Origin of the sequence: Chitinophaga ginsengisegetis (assembly GCF_900168065.1) — a bacterium.
GTDB classification, from domain to species: Bacteria; Bacteroidota; Bacteroidia; order Chitinophagales; family Chitinophagaceae; genus Chitinophaga; species Chitinophaga ginsengisegetis.
Genome location: NZ_FUZZ01000002.1, coordinates 832,324 through 852,583, shown reverse-complemented (window position 1 = coordinate 852,583; position 20,260 = coordinate 832,324). Strand labels below are relative to the sequence as shown.

General features: G+C 46.4%; 17 protein-coding genes and 1 other RNA gene. 10 read left to right on the top strand and 8 right to left on the bottom strand.

Annotated features, from left to right (window positions below; genetic code table 11):
• Positions 1-67: 67 nt before the first annotated feature.
• The 3 genes from B5Z18_RS17220 to B5Z18_RS17210 are packed head-to-tail and all read left to right on the top strand — an operon-like array spanning position 68 to position 4,133.
• A complete protein-coding gene (locus B5Z18_RS17220; RefSeq protein WP_079470716.1) occupies positions 68-808 on the top strand; it encodes a TrmH family RNA methyltransferase in 741 nt (246 codons plus the stop codon).
• Positions 809-814: 6 nt separating this feature from the next.
• Positions 815-1,837, top strand: coding sequence for a hypothetical protein (locus tag B5Z18_RS17215; RefSeq protein WP_079470715.1), 1,023 nt, complete (start codon positions 815-817; stop codon positions 1,835-1,837).
• Positions 1,803-4,133 (top strand): hypothetical protein, encoded by a 2,331-nt coding sequence (locus tag B5Z18_RS17210; protein WP_079470714.1) that lies wholly within the window; start codon positions 1,803-1,805, stop codon positions 4,131-4,133. The genes B5Z18_RS17215 and B5Z18_RS17210 overlap by 35 nt, the downstream gene beginning before the upstream one ends.
• Here B5Z18_RS17210 and B5Z18_RS17205 read toward each other — a convergent pair whose 3' ends face one another.
• Positions 4,134-5,369 (bottom strand): ABC transporter permease, encoded by a 1,236-nt coding sequence (locus B5Z18_RS17205; protein WP_079470999.1) that lies wholly within the window; start codon positions 5,367-5,369, stop codon positions 4,134-4,136.
• 170 nt (positions 5,370-5,539) lie between these two features.
• Between B5Z18_RS17205 and B5Z18_RS17200 the strand changes: the two genes are divergently transcribed.
• Positions 5,540-6,832, top strand: coding sequence for a type IX secretion system plug protein (locus B5Z18_RS17200; RefSeq protein WP_079470713.1), 1,293 nt, complete (start codon positions 5,540-5,542; stop codon positions 6,830-6,832).
• A 57-nt stretch (positions 6,833-6,889) separates the two neighbouring features.
• Here B5Z18_RS17200 and B5Z18_RS17195 read toward each other — a convergent pair whose 3' ends face one another.
• The 5 genes from B5Z18_RS17195 to ffs all read right to left on the bottom strand — a co-directional run bounded on the left by B5Z18_RS17195 (position 6,890) and on the right by ffs (position 12,620).
• The gene (locus tag B5Z18_RS17195) at positions 6,890-8,203 is read right to left on the bottom strand and encodes an NAD(P)/FAD-dependent oxidoreductase (protein ID WP_079470712.1); all 1,314 of its coding nucleotides are present in this window, start codon (positions 8,201-8,203) and stop codon (positions 6,890-6,892) included.
• Between the two features lie 1,132 nt (positions 8,204-9,335).
• Positions 9,336-10,046 carry an MIP/aquaporin family protein gene (locus tag B5Z18_RS17190; RefSeq protein WP_079470711.1) on the bottom strand — a complete coding sequence of 237 codons (711 nt, stop codon included), beginning with the start codon at positions 10,044-10,046 and terminating at the stop codon, positions 9,336-9,338.
• A 34-nt stretch (positions 10,047-10,080) separates the two neighbouring features.
• Positions 10,081-11,574: a glycerol kinase GlpK gene (gene glpK / locus B5Z18_RS17185; protein WP_079470710.1), complete on the bottom strand. Its 1,494-nt coding sequence runs from the start codon at positions 11,572-11,574 to the stop codon at positions 10,081-10,083.
• 173 nt (positions 11,575-11,747) lie between these two features.
• Complete coding sequence (gene fsa, locus B5Z18_RS17180; protein ID WP_079470709.1) at positions 11,748-12,398, bottom strand: fructose-6-phosphate aldolase; 651 nt, start codon at positions 12,396-12,398, stop codon at positions 11,748-11,750.
• Between the two features lie 122 nt (positions 12,399-12,520).
• Positions 12,521-12,620, bottom strand: an RNA gene (gene ffs / locus B5Z18_RS17175) — signal recognition particle sRNA small type.
• A 202-nt stretch (positions 12,621-12,822) separates the two neighbouring features.
• On the opposite strand from ffs, the gene B5Z18_RS17170 reads away from it, so the two are divergent.
• On the top strand, positions 12,823-13,266 hold the full coding sequence (locus tag B5Z18_RS17170; protein ID WP_079470708.1) for a DUF5684 domain-containing protein: 444 nt from the start codon (positions 12,823-12,825) through the stop codon (positions 13,264-13,266).
• A gap of 48 nt (positions 13,267-13,314) precedes the next feature.
• On the opposite strand, the gene B5Z18_RS17165 is transcribed toward B5Z18_RS17170, so the two are convergent.
• Positions 13,315-14,055, bottom strand: coding sequence for an RDD family protein (locus B5Z18_RS17165; RefSeq protein ID WP_079470707.1), 741 nt, complete (start codon positions 14,053-14,055; stop codon positions 13,315-13,317).
• A 120-nt stretch (positions 14,056-14,175) separates the two neighbouring features.
• Here B5Z18_RS17165 and B5Z18_RS17160 point away from each other — a divergent pair, with 120 nt between their 5' ends.
• The 5 genes from B5Z18_RS17160 to B5Z18_RS17140 are packed head-to-tail and all read left to right on the top strand — an operon-like array spanning position 14,176 to position 19,567.
• Entirely contained in the window at positions 14,176-15,171 is a 996-nt protein-coding gene (locus B5Z18_RS17160) for a stage II sporulation protein M (protein WP_079470706.1), read from the top strand.
• A 1-nt stretch (position 15,172) separates the two neighbouring features.
• Positions 15,173-15,985, top strand: coding sequence for a DUF4129 domain-containing protein (locus B5Z18_RS17155; RefSeq protein ID WP_079470705.1), 813 nt, complete (start codon positions 15,173-15,175; stop codon positions 15,983-15,985).
• On the top strand, positions 15,982-17,211 hold the full coding sequence (locus B5Z18_RS17150; RefSeq protein WP_143313622.1) for a DUF4350 domain-containing protein: 1,230 nt from the start codon (positions 15,982-15,984) through the stop codon (positions 17,209-17,211). Before B5Z18_RS17155 ends, B5Z18_RS17150 begins: the two co-directional genes overlap by 4 nt.
• Positions 17,211-18,191: an AAA family ATPase gene (locus B5Z18_RS17145; RefSeq protein ID WP_079470703.1), complete on the top strand. Its 981-nt coding sequence runs from the start codon at positions 17,211-17,213 to the stop codon at positions 18,189-18,191. The genes B5Z18_RS17150 and B5Z18_RS17145 overlap by 1 nt, the downstream gene beginning before the upstream one ends.
• A gap of 23 nt (positions 18,192-18,214) precedes the next feature.
• Positions 18,215-19,567, top strand: coding sequence for a DUF58 domain-containing protein (locus tag B5Z18_RS17140; protein WP_079470702.1), 1,353 nt, complete (start codon positions 18,215-18,217; stop codon positions 19,565-19,567).
• On the opposite strand, the gene B5Z18_RS17135 is transcribed toward B5Z18_RS17140, so the two are convergent.
• Positions 19,568-20,257 carry a hypothetical protein gene (locus B5Z18_RS17135; protein ID WP_079470701.1) on the bottom strand — a complete coding sequence of 230 codons (690 nt, stop codon included), beginning with the start codon at positions 20,255-20,257 and terminating at the stop codon, positions 19,568-19,570.
• Positions 20,258-20,260 lie beyond the last annotated feature (3 nt).

Below are 20,260 nucleotides of genomic sequence, written 5' to 3'. Positions count from 1 at the left end.
AATACTGACGAATGGGGAACCATGCCTCTTCTTGGCTGATTAAAAGAAATCGTGTAGGTTTGGCCCCATGTTGTCAAAGGCGCAAATTAAATATATTCAATCATTACAGCACAAAAAAAACAGGCAAAAATCCAGCCAGTATGTGGCAGAGGGTGACAAGATTGTGCAGGAGCTGCTACAGGCGGGCATGCCCGTGAAAGGAGTATATGCAACAGCCGGTTGGCTGGAGCAGCATCACTCCCTGGTAAACCGTATGCCGCCAGGTACTGTAACAGAAGTGGATGCTGCTGTGCTCAAACAACTGTCGTCGCTCACTACCCCCAACCAGGCGATGGCCTTGCTGGATATGCCTGCTCCCGTGAATCCCCTGCCTGCTGCCGGAACAGTAGCTTTGGCGCTGGAAGCCATCCAGGACCCCGGTAATATGGGAACGCTTATTCGTATAGCCGACTGGTTTGGGATTCCGCAGATCATTTGTTCGCCGGATTGTGTGGACGTATATAATCCTAAAACCATACAAGCTACTATGGGCAGTATGATACGGGTTCGTATAGCCGAATACGATATCCGCGAATTGCTGCAGCAAACGAAGCTGCCCTCTTTTGCCGCTACCCTGCATGGAAAAAATATCGCGGAGTTTCCCGTTATCAAAGAAGGCATTATCCTGATAGGTAATGAAGGAAGAGGATTAACGGAAGATGTAACCGCAATGGCCACGCACCGGATCACCATTCCCCGGATCGGAGGCGCCGAATCATTGAATGCCGCAGTAGCTGCAGGTATTATCTGTGGCCGCCTGCTTATTTAACTACTCATGAACCCCCGGATACTGCTCATCATATTATTGCTTTCCTGTAACCACGCAGCGAAACGGAACGTAACACCCGCATTTTATTACTGGAAGCAAACCTGGACGGGCAACACCGCCGAACTGAAATACATGCAGGATCTCCCCGCCAGGCGACTGTATGTAAAACTGTTTGATGTAGACATCGACGAGGTAACCAAAGCGGCCACGCCGGTGGCTATATTCAGACAGAAAGCCCCTTTCCCTGCCGGCGTGGAAATAGTGCCGGTAGTATTCCTGATGAACGAAATATGGGCAAACCCAACCCCTCAGCTGGCGGCCAATGTATCCCGGCTGATGGAACAGCTGTGCGATTCCCTGCCCGCCACCAGCATAAAGGAAATCCAGCTGGATTGCGACTGGACCCAAACTTCCCGTGATGCCTACTTCTCCTTTATAAAACAGATCCGGCAAACACCTTTTTTCCGGGAGCGCCGCGTATCCGCTACCATCCGAATGTACCAGGTGAAGTACAAAGTACGCACCGGCATACCGCCGGTAGACAGGGGACTGCTGATGTGCTATAACATGGGCGACCTGCGTAAACCGGGATCGCATAATTCCATTCTCGACATATCCGCTATGGAATCCTACCTGGGCGAACAACGGGTGGCAGCATATCCCTTACCTTTGGATATCGCTTTACCGTTATTCAGCTGGAGCGTTTTATTCCGCAACGGAACGGAGTATACCGGTATTTTAAGAAATATTGGTACGGAGGAATTGCAGGATACCACTATCTTTGCAGCCGGTAGCAAGCAACTGTACACCATCAGAAAGGATACTACGCTGAATGGATATCCTTTAAAAGAGGGAAGCGTGATCCGGCGTGAAACCATTGATCAGCAGGCATTGGAAACAGCCGCGCAGTTAGTGGCAAAACAGTTGCAAACACCCGATCCGGTTATTATATTTTATCATCTTGATTCAACAACCCTGAAAAAATATCCATTGAATGAACTACAAAAAATTTGTCGTTTTTTTAATTAGCTTTTGTGCCGTTTTCTTTGGCAATGTAGTATACACCTTATCCTGCGGGCCAACACCGGACCCTTACGACTACTACGTTTCCTTTTTTAGTCCGTATGCAAAAGGCGGCGGTTACGAGCCTTTCTATTATACCGCCCTCACCAACTTTTTTGGCGATCCAACCCCATCAGAAGAAACGGCCAATGTTGCCGACTGGCAAAACTATGCAGGCAGCAAAGTAACGGCAAAGGATATACGTGAATGTATTTACACCTACCCGAAAGAGCAGCTGGCTGCTATTGCAGAAGGCAGTACCGCATTGCCGGATAGTGTGCAGAAGAACACCTTTGCACAGTTTCTGGGAAAAGAAAAGAACCGGGAAGCGGCACGCTACCTGCTGTTCGCAAAATCGTGCGAGCCTGCCGTGATCAATACCGATCCGTGGTCGGTACCGGAACGCAATACCCCGTTGCTGTCCGCATTGTATACAGAAGGGCAGGGGCTGCGTGATAAAGTAAAAGATAAAGATATCCGTGACCGTTATAGTTTCCAGCTGGTACGGCTGCAGCATTACAGTAAGCAATACCGCGAAGCAGTTGCCTCCTTCGACCAGCTGTTTGACGGAAAAGAAAAGTCTTCCCTGGTATATTATAAGGCCCTGGCGCTGAAATCAGGCGCCTTACTGTATTTGAAGGACTCTGTGCGGAGCGCCTATTTGTTTTCCCGTGTGTTTGAGATGGCCCCATCGCTGCGGCTTTCCTGTTTTATCAGTTTAACATGGACTAACACCAGCAGCGAACAAATATATCCCCTGTGTAAGGATGACCATGAAAAGGCAATGGTAGCGGCTATTTACGGCTTTACCAATCCAGCGCCCGATGTAACCGCCATCCGCCAGGTGTACGCATTAGATCCCGCTTCTCCTGCCCTGAATATATTGTTAGCGAGAGAAATTAATAAACTGGAAGATGCTTACTTCAGCCCGGTGCTGATGGATGGACAGAATAACGGCATTGTGAGCATTCAGGATTATTCGCCTGCGGAAAAGAATAAGCTGCTTGCCAGGCTAAGCGGGTTACAAACCCTGGTGGATAGCCTGGTTCAAAAGGGCAAATTAAAAGATGTGGACTTATGGCGGGTTTCATCTGCCTACCTTTCCTATATCCGTAAAAATTACCCGGCGGCAGTACAACAACTGGCGGCCGTAAAAACAAAAGATCCGGAAGTAAAAGATCAGTGGGAAATTGTGAACCTGCTGGTAAACATCAACCAGCAGAAAACGATCGACAGCGCCTTTGAATCGAAGCTGCTGGCATCTTTTAAATGGCTGGATACAAAAACTGCCGGCGCTGAAAGTTACTGGGATAGCTGGGGAAGAGGGGAAAATAAAAGCTTCTCTTTTAGTAAAACGTACCGTAACCTGTTGTTTGCCATACTCGCGCCGCGCTACCATCAGCAGGGTGATTTTGTGAAAGAATCACTGATCCGGGGCCGTTGCGATTCGCTGAAGATGAACGATTACTTTGTTTCTGGTCAAACCTCCATGGATCAGATCAACAACGATATGAACCCGGCCACGCTGATACGCCTGAAGGATTTCCTGCGCCAGCCGGTTAAAACACCGTACGAATCTTATCTCGCGGGGTTCTTCCCCGAAGGTATTAACATGGATCAGGCGATAGGCGTAAGCTATATGCGCATCCATGATTTCAGCAGTGCGCGCGATTGGTTTAAGAAGGCAGCGCCCGGTGCGCTGGCCGTTTCTTACCAGGTATTCCATGATCAGCTGCAGGACTTTGGGGTAGACAGCGCTGAAGCGCCCTATACAAAAGAGATTACGCAGCTGCAGTTCTGCGAGCGTATGGTACAGTTGCAGGAGAAGATGAAAACAGCGCCGGTACCTGCAAAAGTATACTACGATTATGCGACCGCGTTATTCAGCATTTCCTATTATGGCAGAACCTGGAACTTTGTAAAAGACTACCGCCCGTCTACGCAGTGGTATTCCCCGGAATGCGATAAAGATGCTTTTGAGAAGCAGTATTTTGGATGCTACGCAGCAGAGAGTTACTATCTCAAAGCAGCGCAGGCCAGTACTGATAAGGAGTTCAGGGCAAGATGCGCATTTATGGCTGCCCGTTGTTCGCAGAAACATACGGCTAATAATGGCAACAGTGATCAGTATATCACTGCGTTGGTGCATAACCGTTATTTCCCTTTGCTAACTGGCAATTATGGACAAACGAAGTTCTACCAGCGGGCATATGACCAGTGCAGTTACCTGCGTGACTACGTGAAAAGCACCCGGAAGAAATAACTATTTAAACTGGATAGCCTTCACAGGTGTAATACGCCGGATGATCCTGGCCGGGATTTGCAGTATCACTGTGCATATAAGAAAAGTGCCCACGTTGATCAGTACAATATCTACCCAGTGAAGGGATACTGCTGCTACCGACATGTAATAGGATTCTTCCGGCAGCTTGAAAATGCCGGTGGCCTGCTGAAGGAAAGCAATGCCCAGTCCGAAGAAATCGCCGATCAGTATTCCCAGTATAACAATATAAGCCGCCTGGTATACAAATACTTTCTGGATATCCCAGTTGCGCATACCGAGCGCTTTGGCAATGCCTATCATGTTGGTACGTTCCAGGATGAGAATGAGAATAGCCGTGATCATGTTAATGATGGCAACTATCGTCATAATAACGATGATGATCAGTTCATTCTGGTTTTGCAGTTGCAGCCAGTCGAAAATATTCGGATAAATATCCCGGATGGTGCGGGTGAATAATTGGTCCGGCAATACGTTGTTATCCATGTACCGCGCTGTGGAATCCATGTTGCGGTAGTTATTGATGGATATCTCGAAGCCGCCTACCTGGTCGGGGTCCCAGTCGTTGAGTTTGCGTACCAGGTTAAGATCGCCGATCACATAGGTTTTATCATATTCCTCGATACCGGTTTTGAATATGCCCGTTACCGTTAGTTTGCGGGCCCGGGGTGGTAATCCGCCTCCCTGTATAAAATAGATAATGGCTTTGTCATTTACTTTCAGCTGCAATTCTTTGGCCATGTATTCGGAGATCATAATTTCCGGTGCATAGGAGCTGTCGTTAAACTGTAGCAGTTTGCCTGCCTGGAGGAAGCGTTTCAGCTGCGGCCAGTCGTATCCCTGGTCTATTCCTTTGAAGATGACGCCATCTATTTCCTTCTCGGATTTAATGATGGCAGATTTGGTAGCGTAATTGCTGATGGTTTTAATACCGGGTGATGTTTTGATGCTATCTATCAGGCTTTTGCGGCTGTAGAAGGGGATTTCTTCTGTAAGCGGACCGGCATTGGGCTGGTATTCATTGATATGAATATGTCCCCAGAAGCTGAAGATCTTCTCCTGGATCACCTGCTGAAAGCCGTTTACCAGCGCTGTTGCCAGGATCATTACCGCTACGCTGATCGCAGTAGCGGCTACTGCGATATTGATAATGAATTTTGAGAAAGAAGATCCCTTATTGAAAGCAATCCGTCTGGCAATAAAAAATGATAAACGCATGGAACAAATATAGGGAAAAGCTGAAAGTGCAAAGCATAAAGCAAAAAGGGATGCCAACGGGTAATTGGGCGGGATAAATATTCTATCTTCGCCGGGATCATTTGCTACCTGGCTTTTGGCTTTCAGCTTTCCGCTTTTAATCGTAACTTGAATACTATCAATTACCTCGTATGCGTATAGCAGCATTAATTTTTACAATAGCTCTTGTTTCCTGTTTGTTTAACAACAGCACTTCGGCACAAGTGAATGTTATTACTCCGGACCATGTATACTACAACAACATCAAATCCGTGAAGTTTAACCAGAGCGGCGATCCGTTGAGCTTACCCATGTATACAATTGGTACCGGAGAAAAACTGGAACTGTCGTTCGACGACCTGGATAACGATGTGAAGAACTACTATTATTCTTTTGTGCTTTGCAACGCCGACTGGACGCCTGCCCAGGTAAACCAGTTTGATTATATGCGGGGATTTTCAGAAACCAGGATCCTGAATTACAAGTTATCCAGTGTATCGCTGCAGCGTTATACCCATTACAGTGTGCAGCTGCCGGGCACCAATAGCTACCCCGTAAAATCGGGCAACTACCTGTTGAAGGTTTACCTGGATAGTGATACCTCTCAGCTGGCATTTACCCGCCGGATGTTTGTGGTGGAAAATAAAGCCGGGATAACCGGGTTTATCCAGCAACCTATTGCCCCTAAACTTTTCCGTACACACCAGAAGATCAACTTTGAAGTGAACACCGGCGCCCTGAATATCCAGAACCCGTTTGACCAAATCAAAGTAGTGGTGCTGCAGAACTATCGCTGGGATAATGCACTCACCAAATTGAAGCCGCAGTTTATTAACGGCAACATTTTAAAATACAATGCGGAACAGGACTGTATAATGCCCGCCGGTAAAGAGTATCGCTGGATTGACCTGCGTAGTTTCCGGCTGCAAACCGAAAGAGTACAGCGTTCAGAGTATCATAGCAACAGTACAGATGTATTTGCGGTAATGGACCAGGAGCGGGCAGATAAGCAGTATCAGTTTATCAAAGATATCAACGGAAAATATTACCTGGCTACGCTGGATGATTATGATCCTAATTTTGAAGGGGATTATGCGTCTGTACATTTTTCATTTGGAGCGCCGGAACCTTATGCGGGTTATGAGATGTATATCTTTGGAGAGTTTACCAATTATGAGCTGAACAACTCGAACAAGCTTACGTATAATGGGGCCAGTCGTGCTTATGAAGGCACTATTTTTCTGAAGCAGGGCTACTATAATTATATTTACGGCATGGTAGATAAAACCACACCCAATGCAAAATTCAGTACGGATATGACGGAAGGCGATCATTGGGAAACGGAGAACAACTATACTATTTTGTTGTACTACCGGGCGCTGGGAGGAAGGTCTGATGAGCTGGTGTCTTCAATTACATTGAATTCGATCCTGAACCGTAAGTAAGGAGTATATAAAAAGCAACAGGGAGATGAAATCATTCATCTCCCTGTTGCTTTTTATTTATGCGCCGATGCTTTGGCGTAGTTTAACAATATTGGCGGCGCCGCGTTTGATGATGATGCGGGTGCCTCTTTCGTAGGTGAAGTACCGGTAGAACCAGTTGATGAATACCACCAGTTTATTTCTGAATCCCAGCAGGCTGAGAAGGTGTACGATCATCCACGCTATCCATGCGAGGTAGCCGCTCATGCGCATACCGGCAAATTCAGCTACCGCCCTGTTGCGGCCAATGGTAGCCATGCTGCCGAGATCTTTATAATTAAATCCTTTCATAGGTTTGTTTTCCATTGAAAGCATCAGGTTGTGCGCTACATTTTTGCCTTGTTGAATGGCTACCTGTGCCACCATCGGATAGCCTTTGGGGAAGCGGGGATCATTGGTCATCTGGGCAATATCGCCAATCGCATAAATGTTGGTAAATCCTTTGACCTGGTTTAATTCATTTACGATGATACGGCCGTTTGGCAGGATAATGTCTGCCGGGATACCTTTTACCGGGATGCCTTTTACGCCGGCAGACCAGAGGAGTGATTGTGTTTGGATCAGTTCCCCGGTACTGAGGGTAACGGTTTTGCCGTCGTATTCTTTTACGCCGGTATTGGTTAATACGCGGACGCCGATTTCCTGAAGGGCTTCCAGTGTTTGCTGCGATGTTTTTTCGCTGAAGGAGGGCAATACTTTTGGGCCTGCTTCAATGAGATATACATTCATTAACGACTGGGGCAGGGTGGGATAGTCTTTCGGCATGATGTATTTGCGGAGTTCTGCAAAAGCGCCGGCCAGTTCCACGCCGGTAGGGCCACCGCCTACCATTACGAAATTGAGCTTTGGTTTTATTTCTTCGGGGTTTTGCAGCAGCAGGCTTTCTTCAAATTGTTTCACCACATAGTTCCTGATTTGTACGGCTTCTATGAGGGATTTCATGCCAATGGCATTGTCTTCAATATCTTTATTTCCGAAGAAGTTGGTGTTGCTGCCGGTGGCGAAAACGAGATAGTCGTAATGTATTTCACCGATACCGGTTTCCAGTATATTTTCTGCAGAGCGGATGCCTGTAACTTCCGCCATGCGGAATACAAGGTTACGCTGTTTTCTGAAGATGCCGCGCAGCGGGAAGGCGATGCTGTCTGGTTCCAGGCCGGCGGTAGATACCTGGTATAGCAGCGGTTGAAACAGGTGGTAGTTGTTCCGGTCGAGCAGTACTACCTGTACGGGTGCATGTTTAAGTTGTTTGGCAAGATTTACGCCGCCGAATCCGCCACCTACTATAACGATTCGCGGTTGTGTTGTTTCCGGGATGTTGGGCTGAATCATAATTCGTCATTTTATATGTTGCCGCAATTGCGATGATATGGTAACCTCTGTCAGTAACCACGGAATCCGGGAGTTTTTTTGGCAAACGGTGTACCGTTGTTAAAGATTCTCAAAGTTACGAAACTTTCAGAAAAAAATGAAACTATAGAAGAAGATTAGTGGGAGATTGTCGCGTAGGTTGTCCTGGTACCCTGATTAGGCTGATTTTACGGATTGGCCTTTTGTGATTTTGGGAGATTGGTGGGAGCGAAGAGCGTGAAGATCGTCATGGGCCACTGATTTTGCTGATTAGCTTTTTGCGATTATGAGGGATTTTCGGAAGATTTTGGAAGATTGAAGAGAGCGGAGGCTTTTCTGGTACCCTGATTAGGCTGATTTTACGGATTGGTTTTTGGTGATTATGGGAAGGATTTTTGGAAGATAGGGAGATTTTAAGAGAGCGAAGATGATCCTGCAACGCTTATTTTACCAATTGGCTTTTTGTGATTACAGGAGATTTTATAGAAGATTTGGAAGACGGATGGATAGCGTGTTGCCCTGTGACTATTACCTGGTTGATTTTACTGATTAGCTTTTGGTATTACAGGAGTTTTTTGGAAGATTTGAGGAGATTTATGCCTTGACCAGATTGTAATTCCTGTCTCCGGAGAATTGGTTTATTTTTGATTTTTGAAGGATTTCCGGAAGATTTACTAAAATTAGAAGGCTTTTACCATCATTATTTCTTCAATAATTAAAAAAGATGAGCAGCAATGCCGCTCACTTACTTTCATCAATTAACCAGGACACCGGTTCACTTATATAGCTCCCCCATGAATAACCAGCCTACCTTCTTTCCTCTGTAATGCCCTGTGATAAAGGGTCTTCAGATCAAGTCCACATCCCCTCCACATCACCTCCGTGTTATCTCCATGTATTAAGCATGTGCTAAGTATGTATCAAGCATGTGCAAAGCATCCGCAAAGTATAAGCTAAGTATCTCACCGTCAATCTTTAAATATCCCAGTTATCCCCGTCAATCTCCCCAAATCTTCCAAAAATCCCTCATAATCACAAAAAGTCAATCAGTAAAATCAGCGTAATCAGGGTACCAAGACAACCTCCGCGATAACCTTCGCAACAACCTCCGCACTTAATGCAGCCAGTATTGATACAGGAACGCCGCCGCTGCTGCACCTGCCAGCGGGCCGAGAACAGGGATCCACGCATAGCTCCAGTCGCTGTTGCGTTTGCCGGGAATAGGCAGGAGGAAGTGCATAAGCCGTGGCCCCAGATCACGCGCCGGGTTGATGGCATAACCCGTGGGGCCGCCGAGCGACAAGCCGATAGCCAGCACCACGAAGGCTACAGGCAGGGCATCAAGCGAGCCGATGCCGGCGGTAGGGCCGGTGATATAAGAAATAGCCAGGATGAATACCATAGTGGCAATGAACTCCGTGAGGAAGTTGTACTTCGGATTGCGGATGGCCGGAATGGTGCAGAACACGCCCAGTTTGGTGTCGGCATCGGGCGTTTCATCAAAGTGTTTTTTGTAGGTGAGCCACACCAGGAAGGCGCCCAGCATAGCACCGGCCAATTGGGCGGCTACATAGGCAGGCACTTCTTCCCAGGGGAATTTCCCCTGCAACGCCTGTGAAAAGGTAACGGCAGGGTTGAGGTGGGCACCGCTGTATTTAGCGGTGGCATATACACCAATGAATACGGCCATGCCCCATCCCAGGGTGATAACGATCCAGCCGCCCTGGTTGCCTTTGGATTTGTTGAGGATCACACTGGCCACTACGCCATCGCCCAGTACGATGAGGAATGCGGTGCCGATTAGTTCTGCTAAATAAGGTGACATAAGCTGAAATGAATATTGATAAACGTGGATAAATTTATTCTTCGGTCCATGCCTGCGCTGCCCGGATGGCGCGTTTCCATTCCTTGCGCAGCCGTTCGTTTTCCGCGGGCTCCATTGCCGCGTCGAAAGTGGCATCTATTTTCCATTGCTGCGCAATGGTTTCGATGCTGTCCCAGAAGCCGATGGCGAGTCCGGCGAGATAGGCGGCCCCCAGTGCGGTAGTTTCCGTGATGGTGGGGCGTACTACCCTGACATTGAGCAGGTCGGCCTGGAACTGCATAAGCAGGTTATTTTTTGTGGCGCCGCCATCTACTCTGAGTTCGGTGATGGGCATACCGGCGTCTGCTTCCATTGCTTTCATCACATCCATTGTCTGGAAGGCGATGCTGTCGAGGGCTGCGCGTGCAATATGTGCGGCAGTGGAACCACGGGTCAGGCCCACCATTGTGCCGCGTGCATGCTGGTTCCAGTAAGGCGCACCAAGACCTGCAAATGCCGGTACCAGGTATACGCCATCACTGTGAGGTACAGTAGCGGCGAGTTTTTCCACATCAGCAGAGTGGCGGATGATGCCAAGACCATCACGGAGCCATTGTACTACGGCGCCGCCAATGAAAATACTGCCTTCTAATGCGTAAGTGGTTTTGCCATTTATTTTCCAGGCCACGGTGGTTAACAGGTTGTTTTTGGAAGGAATGGGCTTATCGCCGGTATTCAATACCATAAAACAACCGGTGCCATAGGTGTTTTTTAACATGCCGGGCTGTGTGCATAACTGCCCGAAGAGGGCCGCCTGCTGGTCGCCGGCAATACCGGCAATGGGAATGCGGTAGGGAGTAAGATTGGCCTCTGAGTAGCCATATACTTCGCTGGACTGTTTTACTTCCGGCAGCATGGATGCGGGAATATCGAAGAGGGCAAGCAGTTCGTTGTCCCAATGCATGTCGTGGATATTAAACAGCAAGGTGCGGGAGGCGTTACTCACATCAGTAATGTGGAGTTTGCCGTTGGAGAAATTCCATACCAGCCAGCTGTCGACGGTACCAAAGGCGAGTTCCCCGTTTTCTGCTTTTCTGCGTGCATCGGGAACGTTGTCCAGGATCCACTTTATTTTGGTGCCGGAGAAATAGGCATCTATACGAAGACCTGTTTTATCTTTGACGAGTTGTTCTTTTCCTTCTTTGATGAGGGAATCACAATAGGCGGCGGTGCGCCTGTCTTGCCATACAATCGCATTGTGTATAGGTTTGCCGGTCCGTTTATCCCACACAATGGTGGTTTCGCGTTGGTTGGTGATACCAATGGCGGCGATGCTTTCACCGGTTACTCTTAATTTAAGGATGGCTTCTGCTGCCACGCTGGCTTGTGAAGTCCAGATTTCCATAGCATCGTGTTCTACCCAGCCGGGTTGCGGGAATATCTGTTTGAATTCTTTCTGGGCAACTGCTTTGATGCTGCCATCATGGTCAAAAATAATGGCGCGGGAGCTGGTGGTGCCCTGATCCAGCGAAAGAATGTATTTTCCCATTAGCTTTTCGTTTAGTATGTTACCGGGTTTACGTGGATATAAGCACTGAATTTAGATAAATTCTCCAACAAAACATGATCATCTCCCGGAGGGAAAAATATCAGGGTGTTGGATAAAAAAAATCCCCGGCGCAATTACTGCACCGGGGATACACCATCTAAAAAATATTGAGACTACATTTTCTTTGCGTCTTCCAGGAACTTAGCCAGGCCGATATCAGTTAACGGATGTTTCAGCAGACCGAGAATAGATTCTAACGGGCAGGTACATACGTCGGCGCCTACTTCAGCACATTTTACAATGTGGAGTGCGCTACGGATAGAAGCGGCCAGGATTTCAGTTTTGTAACCCTGTAAGCTGTAGATCTGTGCAATTTGTGCGATCAGTTCCACGCCATCCCAGTTGGTGTCGTCAATACGGCCAATGAATGGGGAAACGTAAGCTGCGCCTGCTTTTGCAGCCAGGATAGCCTGACCGGCAGAGAACACCAGCGTACAGTTGGTTCTGATACCATTGTCGGTAAACCATTTGATGGCTTTTACGCCGTCTTTGATCATAGGTACTTTCACCACGATGTTCGGGTGGATAGCAGCCAGTTTCTTACCTTCTTCAATGATAGATTTAAAATCAGTAGATAATACTTCTGCACTCACATCACCATCTACTATTTCGCAGATATCTTCGTAATGTTTGATAATTGCAGCTTCACCCTTGATGCCTTCTTTAGCCATCAGGGAAGGGTTGGTGGTTACGCCGTCCAGAACGCCAAGATCGTGAGCTTCTTTGATTTGCGCCAGATTAGCCGTATCGATAAAGAATTTCATACTATGATAAATTAGTTGTCAGGAAATGAACATTTGAGGAGAAGCTGTCATTAGTGAAAGAGGTGGAGAAAATAGCAACCAGATACTATTGACAAGCAACTAATGACAATAAAAAAAGAAAAAAAAGGCAAGTTACTTATATCGCACCGCTACAACCACCTACCCTTGCTACATTCCTGTCCTGGGGGAGTTCAGTAGGAGCTGGTCGTATAAGACTTGCCGGTTGCAAAGGTAATATAATGCGCTGAATATCCAAATATTAGCAACAGAAATGTTGAAACTTTTTTTAAAACCGTAGGAATACGCATTCTTTTGGGGCTAATACTGATTACGCTATGTAATGGGAAAAATTATATATATTTGGAATGCAAACGTATCCTAAGTATTGTCATCATTCATTTTTAAAACAATATAAACCTCAATTATGGAAACAACCACTTATGAAGGCGGCAGCGTTTTTAGCGCCATATTCGGTACTGGTTTTATCATCTTCTGTTTAGCGGTTGCTGTCTTCTTTATCATCTGTTTGTGGAAGATATTCGAGAAAGCCGGCCAGGAAGGCTGGAAAGCGATTATCCCTATCTACAACGTTTATGTCCTCACCCAGATTATTGGCAAACCCTGGTATTGGGTAATCCTGATGTGTATTCCTTATGTGGGAATCATCTGGGGTATCTGGGCAACCAACCTGCTCAGCAAAAGCTTTGGTAAAACAGAAGGATTTACGGTAGGGCTGATATTGCTCGGTATCGTATTTTATCCTATCCTGGCATTTGACCGTACCATTGTGTACAAAGGACCGGCAGGCGATCCCACCCGTTTTAATAATGTAAATGAAGATCTGAATTCGATAGGAAAAACGGCCTGATCAAAATAACTGTAAGAAAAAGGCGGCTGATTATCTCAGCCGCCTTTTTTAATGTTCTTTAGTAGTGTAGTAATTATAGTCGTTCAGCACCGTTTCAAGGAAATGTGTATTAGGCATTTCGGTTTCAATATGCAGTACCTCTCTTACCCGCATCGCCACACGGGCTGCGAGGTCTTCATCTTTCGCCTTCAGCGCGCGGTCCAGCAGGTCTTTCACTTTGTTCATATCCCTGTCAGACAGCTTCATGATCTGTGGAAACTGCGGTTTGTAATCGCTGTGGGAAAGATCCCGGAAGATGGTTTCTTCTATACTGCCTTTTCTTTTGGTGCTGATCACGATGGTGCCGGCTACCAGGTCGCCCAACCGCTGGTTATAAGGCGTGCGCACAATAGATACTGCCGGGATAATCACAGGTACCAGCGCGAAAAAATACAGCGGCGTTTCTATGATCCGGAATATCCATCTTATCAGGTGTTGACTCACACTTGGCTGGTTGCCCGTCATACTTACCACCTGCAGGTGCAGCATTTTTTTGCCGGGTGTTTGTCCTTTCATACCAATTTCCGCCACCGGGAAATAAAACAACAGGGGCAGCAGTACCAGGAAGAAGTAGATGCCTACATGCCCTTCCATTTCTATACGAAAAGAGCTCAAGGTCATATACGCCACCAGGTAATAAAAAAAACGGATGGCGAAATCAATGAGCCAGGCAAGGAATCTTTTCATGATGTCTGCTGATTCAAATTCCAGGTCTATATTGAAAGAAGTCGGTATTTTTATATCTGCCATACTCAAATTTACATATTTGTTGATATATTGTTGAACGATTTAGTATGTTTGCCGGTATTCCCCCATTAGTAACCCATTACTGTAGGTGATATCTGTTTTTTAAAAGGGAAAGGACTCACTATGAGAGAATCGCTGTTTATCAAAAAAAATCTGTCCCGCTGGAAAAAATACCAGGAGGAACCAACAGATGACCCTGATGAAATGGCGGAAAGATTTGTATCACTGCTAGATGATCTGTCTTACGCTAAAACTTTTTACAGCTTCAGTAAAGTAACCCGTTATATCAACGGCCTGGCAGCAGGTATCTACCATCGTATTTACCAGAACCGCAAAGAAGATGTAGGACGTTTCCAGTTGTTTTTTAAATACGAACTACCGCTGTTGTTCCGTAAACATCACCGCCTCTTATTATTTACGCTCTGTTTCTTTTTATTGTTCTGTATTATCGGCGCGTTTTCATCAGCACATGATGAAACCTTTGTGCGCGGCGTATTGGGCGATGAGTATGTAAACATGACGGAACGGAACATTGCCAATAAAGATCCTTTCGGTGTGTATAAAGACGGTAACCCGATACTGATGTTTTTCCGCATCGCTTACAACAATATCATGGTATCCTTCTATTGTTATATAGGAGGTATTTTCCTGGGCGTTGGTTCACTGTATCTGCTGGTGCGCAATGGCGTGATGCTGGGCGTTTTCCAGTATATCTTCTTTTCGCACGGGCTCGGCTGGAAATCTATCCTCGTGATCTGGATACATGGCACGCTGGAAATATCCAGTATTGTGATTGCCGCCTGTGCAGGCATTATCATGGGAAAAAGTATTCTTTTTCCCGGTACACGCAAACGGATCGATTCCCTGCGTAAAGGCGCCAAAGACGGTATCAAAATCATGGTAACCCTCATTCCTGTATTCATTGTAGCCGCTTTCCTGGAAAGCTTTGTAACCCGGTATACGGAAATGCCGCTGGCGGTAAGTCTTTTTATCCTCCTGGCATCACTGGCTTTTATACTGGGCTATTTTATTTTCTATCCCATTTACCTGCATAAAAAAGGATATCGATTGAGTGCGGAAGGGAAAGTATTAACACCATTTATCCTTTCAAAGCAGTAACATGAATAATTTTTTCCGGATTAAATACGGCCTGCTGTTACTGCTGCTTTGCTGTTCCATGCAAAGCATGGCGCAATATGAGAACACCGCTCAAACCAAAGAAGAATACGACAGTTTACTGCAGGCAAGGATAACGGAAGACAGCTTCGCTACCATCGCCGTAGACCAGGAGCGTGCAGAAGGCGAACATGAATACGCAACAGAAATCCCGCCATTTGACTTGCGCGAGGTGCCGGATTCGCTCGTGAAATCGCTGAAAGAAAACAAGAAACTGCAATACAGGGATATACCACCGGAACCGCCCAAAGACAATACCTGGATGCAGCGTTTTTTAATGGCGTTATTTTCATCGATCGGCGCTATTCGCATCATTGTGATGCTATTGCTGCTGGCGGGTTTGGGCTTCCTGGTATATTGGTTTATGAAAAGCAATGGCATGAGCTTCTTCCGTAAACCACAATTAATAGAAGGTTTAACAGAAGTACCCGAAGAAGACCTGCAAAGCGCACAGGAATATGAAGAGAAGATCAAAGCGGCGATAGCCGCCGGGGAAACAAGACAGGCCATCCGTTGGTGGTACCTGTACACGCTGTTTCAGCTGGCCGGACGGGAACTGATAGTGCCCGGGAGAGAAAAAACCAATAACGATTACCTGCGCAGCATGCGGAGTTCTCCCTACTATAAAAAATTTGCTACGCTGACGTTGGATTATGAATATATCTGGTATGGCGGATTTGAGGTGAGTGAAGAAAATTTCAGGAATATTAACCAGGAGTTCAGGGATTTTAATAACACAATCGGAAAAGCTTCGTGAAGAACAAACCTCTATATATCGTCCTGTTCGTTTTGCTCCTGCTGGTAGTACTGGTAATGGTGAGTGGAAACCTCGCCAATAAAAAGAATGAGCAATCCACAGATATGACACAGTCTTCTTTTTACAGCAAGGATAAAAAAGCAGGAGGCGCCTACGCTGCCTTTAAAATGCTGCCCCAGCTGTTTATGAGGAATTCTGTACAGGTGGTAACCAAGCCATTTGCCCGCACTTTTGATAAAGACAGTGAGCTGAAATTCAGGAACAACGTATATATCCTGGTAGCAGACAAACTCTTTACTACAGAAAGCGATATAGACGCCATGCTGGATTATGTGTCGCGGGGAAATGAGCTGTTTATTGCCATGAATACACCGGACCCTTTGCTGGAAAAGCACCTGAAGTTTGTAACGGTGGAAAGCAATAACATGCAATCCAAAAAAGAAGGCATCGTGCAGCGGTATGTCGATGAAACCATTCCAATGGATACTTCCTTCAGCTATCCTGGTATGGTGAGCGGGAATTATTTTTCAGCGGTAGATAGTAACACCACCAACATACTTGGCTACAATTATAAAAACAAGCCCAATTTTATCCGTATTGAATACCGCAGCGGTTTCATTTACCTCCTGCTGAATCCATATACATTTACGAATTATTTTCTGCTGCACAAACAAAACGTGAAGGCGCTGGAAACACAGATGTCGTACCTGATCAACGACGCGGGTAATGTATACTGGGATGATTTTTATAACAGTCAGCATAGCGCGCAATCAGGTGATTTCAGTGAGTGGCAGGTGCTGATGCGGTATGCCTCCATGCGCTGGGCATTGTGGTTGGCGGTGGTATTGACGCTGCTTTACGTGGTGTTTGAAAGCAAGCGCCGGCAGCGGATCATTCCCGATAAACCACCGGTGACCAATACTTCGCTGGAGTTTGTGGATGCCATCGGGCAGCTGTATTATCAGCAACATAACAACTATAACCTGGCGCATAAAATGATCATTCATTTTATGGAGTATATACGTTCCCGTTATTACCTCAATACCAATGTACTGAATGATGAATTCATTGCATCGCTGGCGCGTAAGTCGCTGGTGCCGGAAGGGGAAATAAGGGCGTTGTTACAGATGGTGCATCATATCCAGCTGGAAGAAAATATCAGTGATGATGATCTGAAAGATTTTTATAACCGCATTCAACAATTTTATATAAACACGAATAAATAATGGATACCAATACATTTCAACCCAGGACTGATTTTTCTGCCTTGCATGAAGGTGTGGAAGCCATCAGGGAGCAGATCGGTAAAGTAATTGTAGGACAGCATCAGATGGTGGACCTGCTGATAGCAGGTTTGCTTACACAGGGCCATGTGCTGATTGAAGGTGTTCCCGGCGTTGCAAAAACACTCACCGCAAAATTGCTGGCGCAGTGTGTGGATGCGGACTTCAGCCGTATCCAGTTTACACCCGACCTGATGCCGGCGGATGTATTGGGCACTTCCGTTTTTAACCCGCAAACAAGGGAGTTTGAATACAAGAAAGGACCCGTTTTCAGTAACCTCGTACTGATCGATGAAATAAACCGTGCCCCGGCCAAAACGCAGTCGGCATTGTTTGAAGTAATGGAAGAAAGACAGATCACGAACGACGGTACCACCTGGTCGCTGGACCGGCCTTTTATGGTGATCGCCACACAAAACCCGATTGAGCAGGAAGGTACTTACCGGTTGCCGGAAGCGCAGCTGGACAGGTTCCTGTTTAAGATAGAAGTAAGGTATCCTAACCTGGAAGAGGAAGTAGCAGTATTACGCAGCATCCATCATTTCAACGGGGAAACGGATCTTACAAAAATGATCAGCAAGGTAGTCACTACCACGCAGATTATCGAATTCCAGAACCTGGTACGGCAGGTAGTAGTAGATGAAAAACTGTTTCACTACATCGCGTCTATCATCAATGAAACACGCATGAATTCCTCGCTGTACCTCGGCGCATCACCGCGTGCATCCATTGCCGTTATGAACTGTGCAAAGGCATCCGCTGCTATGAAGAACCGCGATTTTGTGATTCCAGACGATGTAGTGGAAATGGTACCGCACGTATTGCGCCATCGTATTATGCTGACGCCGGAAAAAGAAATGGAAGGCATCAAAACAGATGACGTGATTGCACAGATCGTAAAAACGATAGAGGTACCGAGATAATCATCTCCCAAGAAGATATTAGTATGTCAGCCACTGTAAAGAATAATTTATTCCAGATACTCTTTTTTACCAACAGGCTTTACTTCCTGCTGGGAGGGAATATCCTGTTATTTATCATCTCGTTTTTTATTCCGCGTATTTTCAATATTGCTGTTATTGCGTTTATTGTGCTGGTGGGTGTTGTACTGCTGGACATGATCCTGCTGATCCTGCGCCCGGCAACTATTGTATCGATGGAACGTAAAACCAGTAACCGTTTCAGCAACGGGGATGATAACGAGGTGTTGCTGGATTTTCAAAGCCGGTACCCGTTTCCGGTATTTGTATCTGTAATAGATGAATTGCCTCTTCAGTTCCAGAAACGCGACTTTTTATTAAAAGCAAAAGTATCTGCAGGAGGCTCGCATAGTTTCCGCTATGTGTTGCGCCCACTGGAAAGAGGGTTATATAACTTTGGCTATAGTAATGTATTTGTTAAAAGCGCATTGGGTATTGTGAGCCGCCGGTTTATTTTTGATAATGAACAAACCATCAGCGTGTATCCCAGTTATCACCAGCTACGACACTATGCGTTGTATTCCTATATGAACCGGCTGAATGAGCTGGGTGTTCACAAGCGCCGGGTAATTGGCCATAGCATGGAGTTTGATCACATCAAGCCCTATACAAAAGGCGACGATGTGCGTATGCTTAACTGGAAAGCTACTGCGCGCAGCGGTAACCTGATGATCAATAATTATGTGGAAGAAAGATCGCAGCAGGTGTATTCCATCATTGACAAAGGCCGTAATATGAAGATGCCTTTCAATGGATTGTCACTGTTGGATTACGCAATCAATGCATCGCTGGTGTTCAGCAATGTGGCGGTGGATAAAGGCGATAAGGCGGGGCTGGTTACTTTCACCGAAAATAAAGTGGAGGTACTGCCTGCCAGCAATAAAAAAGTGCAGGTAAATAAGATCCTGGAAACATTGTATGCACAGGAAACGCTGTGGCAGGAAAGTGATTACGAGGCGTTGAGTGTGCAGTTGCGCAGCAGTTTATCTACCCGGTCACTGCTGATGATCTATACAAATTTTGAGTCGATGTCCAGTTTGCACCGGCAGCTGCCTTTTCTGCGGCGTTTGGCACGCTACCATTTGGTGCTGGTGGTATTCTTTGAGAATACAGAACTGAAGCGGGTTACAGAGCAAACGGTGCAGGATGTGGAAGGGATTTACAAGCAAACTATTGCGCAGAAGTTTGCATATGATAAGAAACTGATTGTAAAGGAGCTGGCGAAATATGGTATTATGTCGTTGCTGAGTCCTCCGGAGCAGCTGACATTGAACGTGGTGAATAAATACCTGGAGTTGAAATCGCGTATGTTGATCTAGTTAGTGTCTTCTCTTCTTTTTAAACAGGTCGTCTGTATTTTTTATAATGAGCGAATCGGCGTCCGGCGCTTGTTTCACGGGTATAACCGATCGCAGGTAGAGGCGGTCGTTGTGTTTATACCAGGCTTCCACGGTTACCGATTTTAATGTATCATTTTTAGGGAGTAATAAATCCTGTCCTATTATTTTTCCTGCGGAGGTGGCGAACCTGATGGCGTTGGTATCCAACGGAAATACTTTCCCGCTGCTGAATTTCCCTTCTATATTCAGGTAAAAACGGATATCGCGTTTTATGCTGTCGGCGTAATGATTGAACCGGATACCCGTGATGGCCGGGAGTTGCAGGGAGGTTTGATGGGTAGCGTTGTCGGGTGTAGTAACGGTAAGGGTTATACGGTAATTATCTTTTACCAGTTGTTCCCTGTTAAAACGGAGTACACCGTTTTGTACTTGCCCGTTGTTGCTGGTAACGGTTAATTTGTTCCAGCGGAGGTTTCCTTCGAGGAGGCCGGTGGTTTGCTGGGTGGAGCTATCGGTATAAATAATCCGGATGCCCAGGGGTGCGGTGTTGTATAATTCTGTGACGGCATCGGCATCATAAAAGGCTGCTATGCGCGCCACTTTTGGCTGCCGGGCATTTGCCGGCAGGGTGATAGAAAGTATGGTGCAAAGCAGGAGATATTTCAGCATGCG

Bases quoted from the DNA above. Each gene is read 5' to 3' on its own strand.
- glpK (WP_079470710.1), bottom strand. From the start codon at position 11,574: ATGGGAAAATACATTCTTTCGCTGGATCAGGGCACCACCAGCTCCCGC.
- B5Z18_RS17160 (WP_079470706.1), top strand. From the start codon at position 14,176: ATGAGAGAATCGCTGTTTATCAAAAAAAATCTGTCCCGCTGGAAAAAA.
- B5Z18_RS17155 (WP_079470705.1), top strand. From the start codon at position 15,173: ATGAATAATTTTTTCCGGATTAAATACGGCCTGCTGTTACTGCTGCTT.
- B5Z18_RS17170 (WP_079470708.1), top strand. From the start codon at position 12,823: ATGGAAACAACCACTTATGAAGGCGGCAGCGTTTTTAGCGCCATATTC.
- B5Z18_RS17205 (WP_079470999.1), bottom strand. From the start codon at position 5,369: ATGCGTTTATCATTTTTTATTGCCAGACGGATTGCTTTCAATAAGGGA.
- B5Z18_RS17140 (WP_079470702.1), top strand. From the start codon at position 18,215: ATGTCAGCCACTGTAAAGAATAATTTATTCCAGATACTCTTTTTTACC.
- B5Z18_RS17135 (WP_079470701.1), bottom strand. From the start codon at position 20,257: ATGCTGAAATATCTCCTGCTTTGCACCATACTTTCTATCACCCTGCCG.
- B5Z18_RS17210 (WP_079470714.1), top strand. From the start codon at position 1,803: ATGAACTACAAAAAATTTGTCGTTTTTTTAATTAGCTTTTGTGCCGTT.
- B5Z18_RS17165 (WP_079470707.1), bottom strand. From the start codon at position 14,055: ATGGCAGATATAAAAATACCGACTTCTTTCAATATAGACCTGGAATTT.
- B5Z18_RS17200 (WP_079470713.1), top strand. From the start codon at position 5,540: ATGCGTATAGCAGCATTAATTTTTACAATAGCTCTTGTTTCCTGTTTG.
- B5Z18_RS17220 (WP_079470716.1), top strand. From the start codon at position 68: ATGTTGTCAAAGGCGCAAATTAAATATATTCAATCATTACAGCACAAA.
- B5Z18_RS17215 (WP_079470715.1), top strand. From the start codon at position 815: ATGAACCCCCGGATACTGCTCATCATATTATTGCTTTCCTGTAACCAC.
- B5Z18_RS17190 (WP_079470711.1), bottom strand. From the start codon at position 10,046: ATGTCACCTTATTTAGCAGAACTAATCGGCACCGCATTCCTCATCGTA.
- B5Z18_RS17145 (WP_079470703.1), top strand. From the start codon at position 17,211: ATGGATACCAATACATTTCAACCCAGGACTGATTTTTCTGCCTTGCAT.
- fsa (WP_079470709.1), bottom strand. From the start codon at position 12,398: ATGAAATTCTTTATCGATACGGCTAATCTGGCGCAAATCAAAGAAGCT.
- B5Z18_RS17195 (WP_079470712.1), bottom strand. From the start codon at position 8,203: ATGATTCAGCCCAACATCCCGGAAACAACACAACCGCGAATCGTTATA.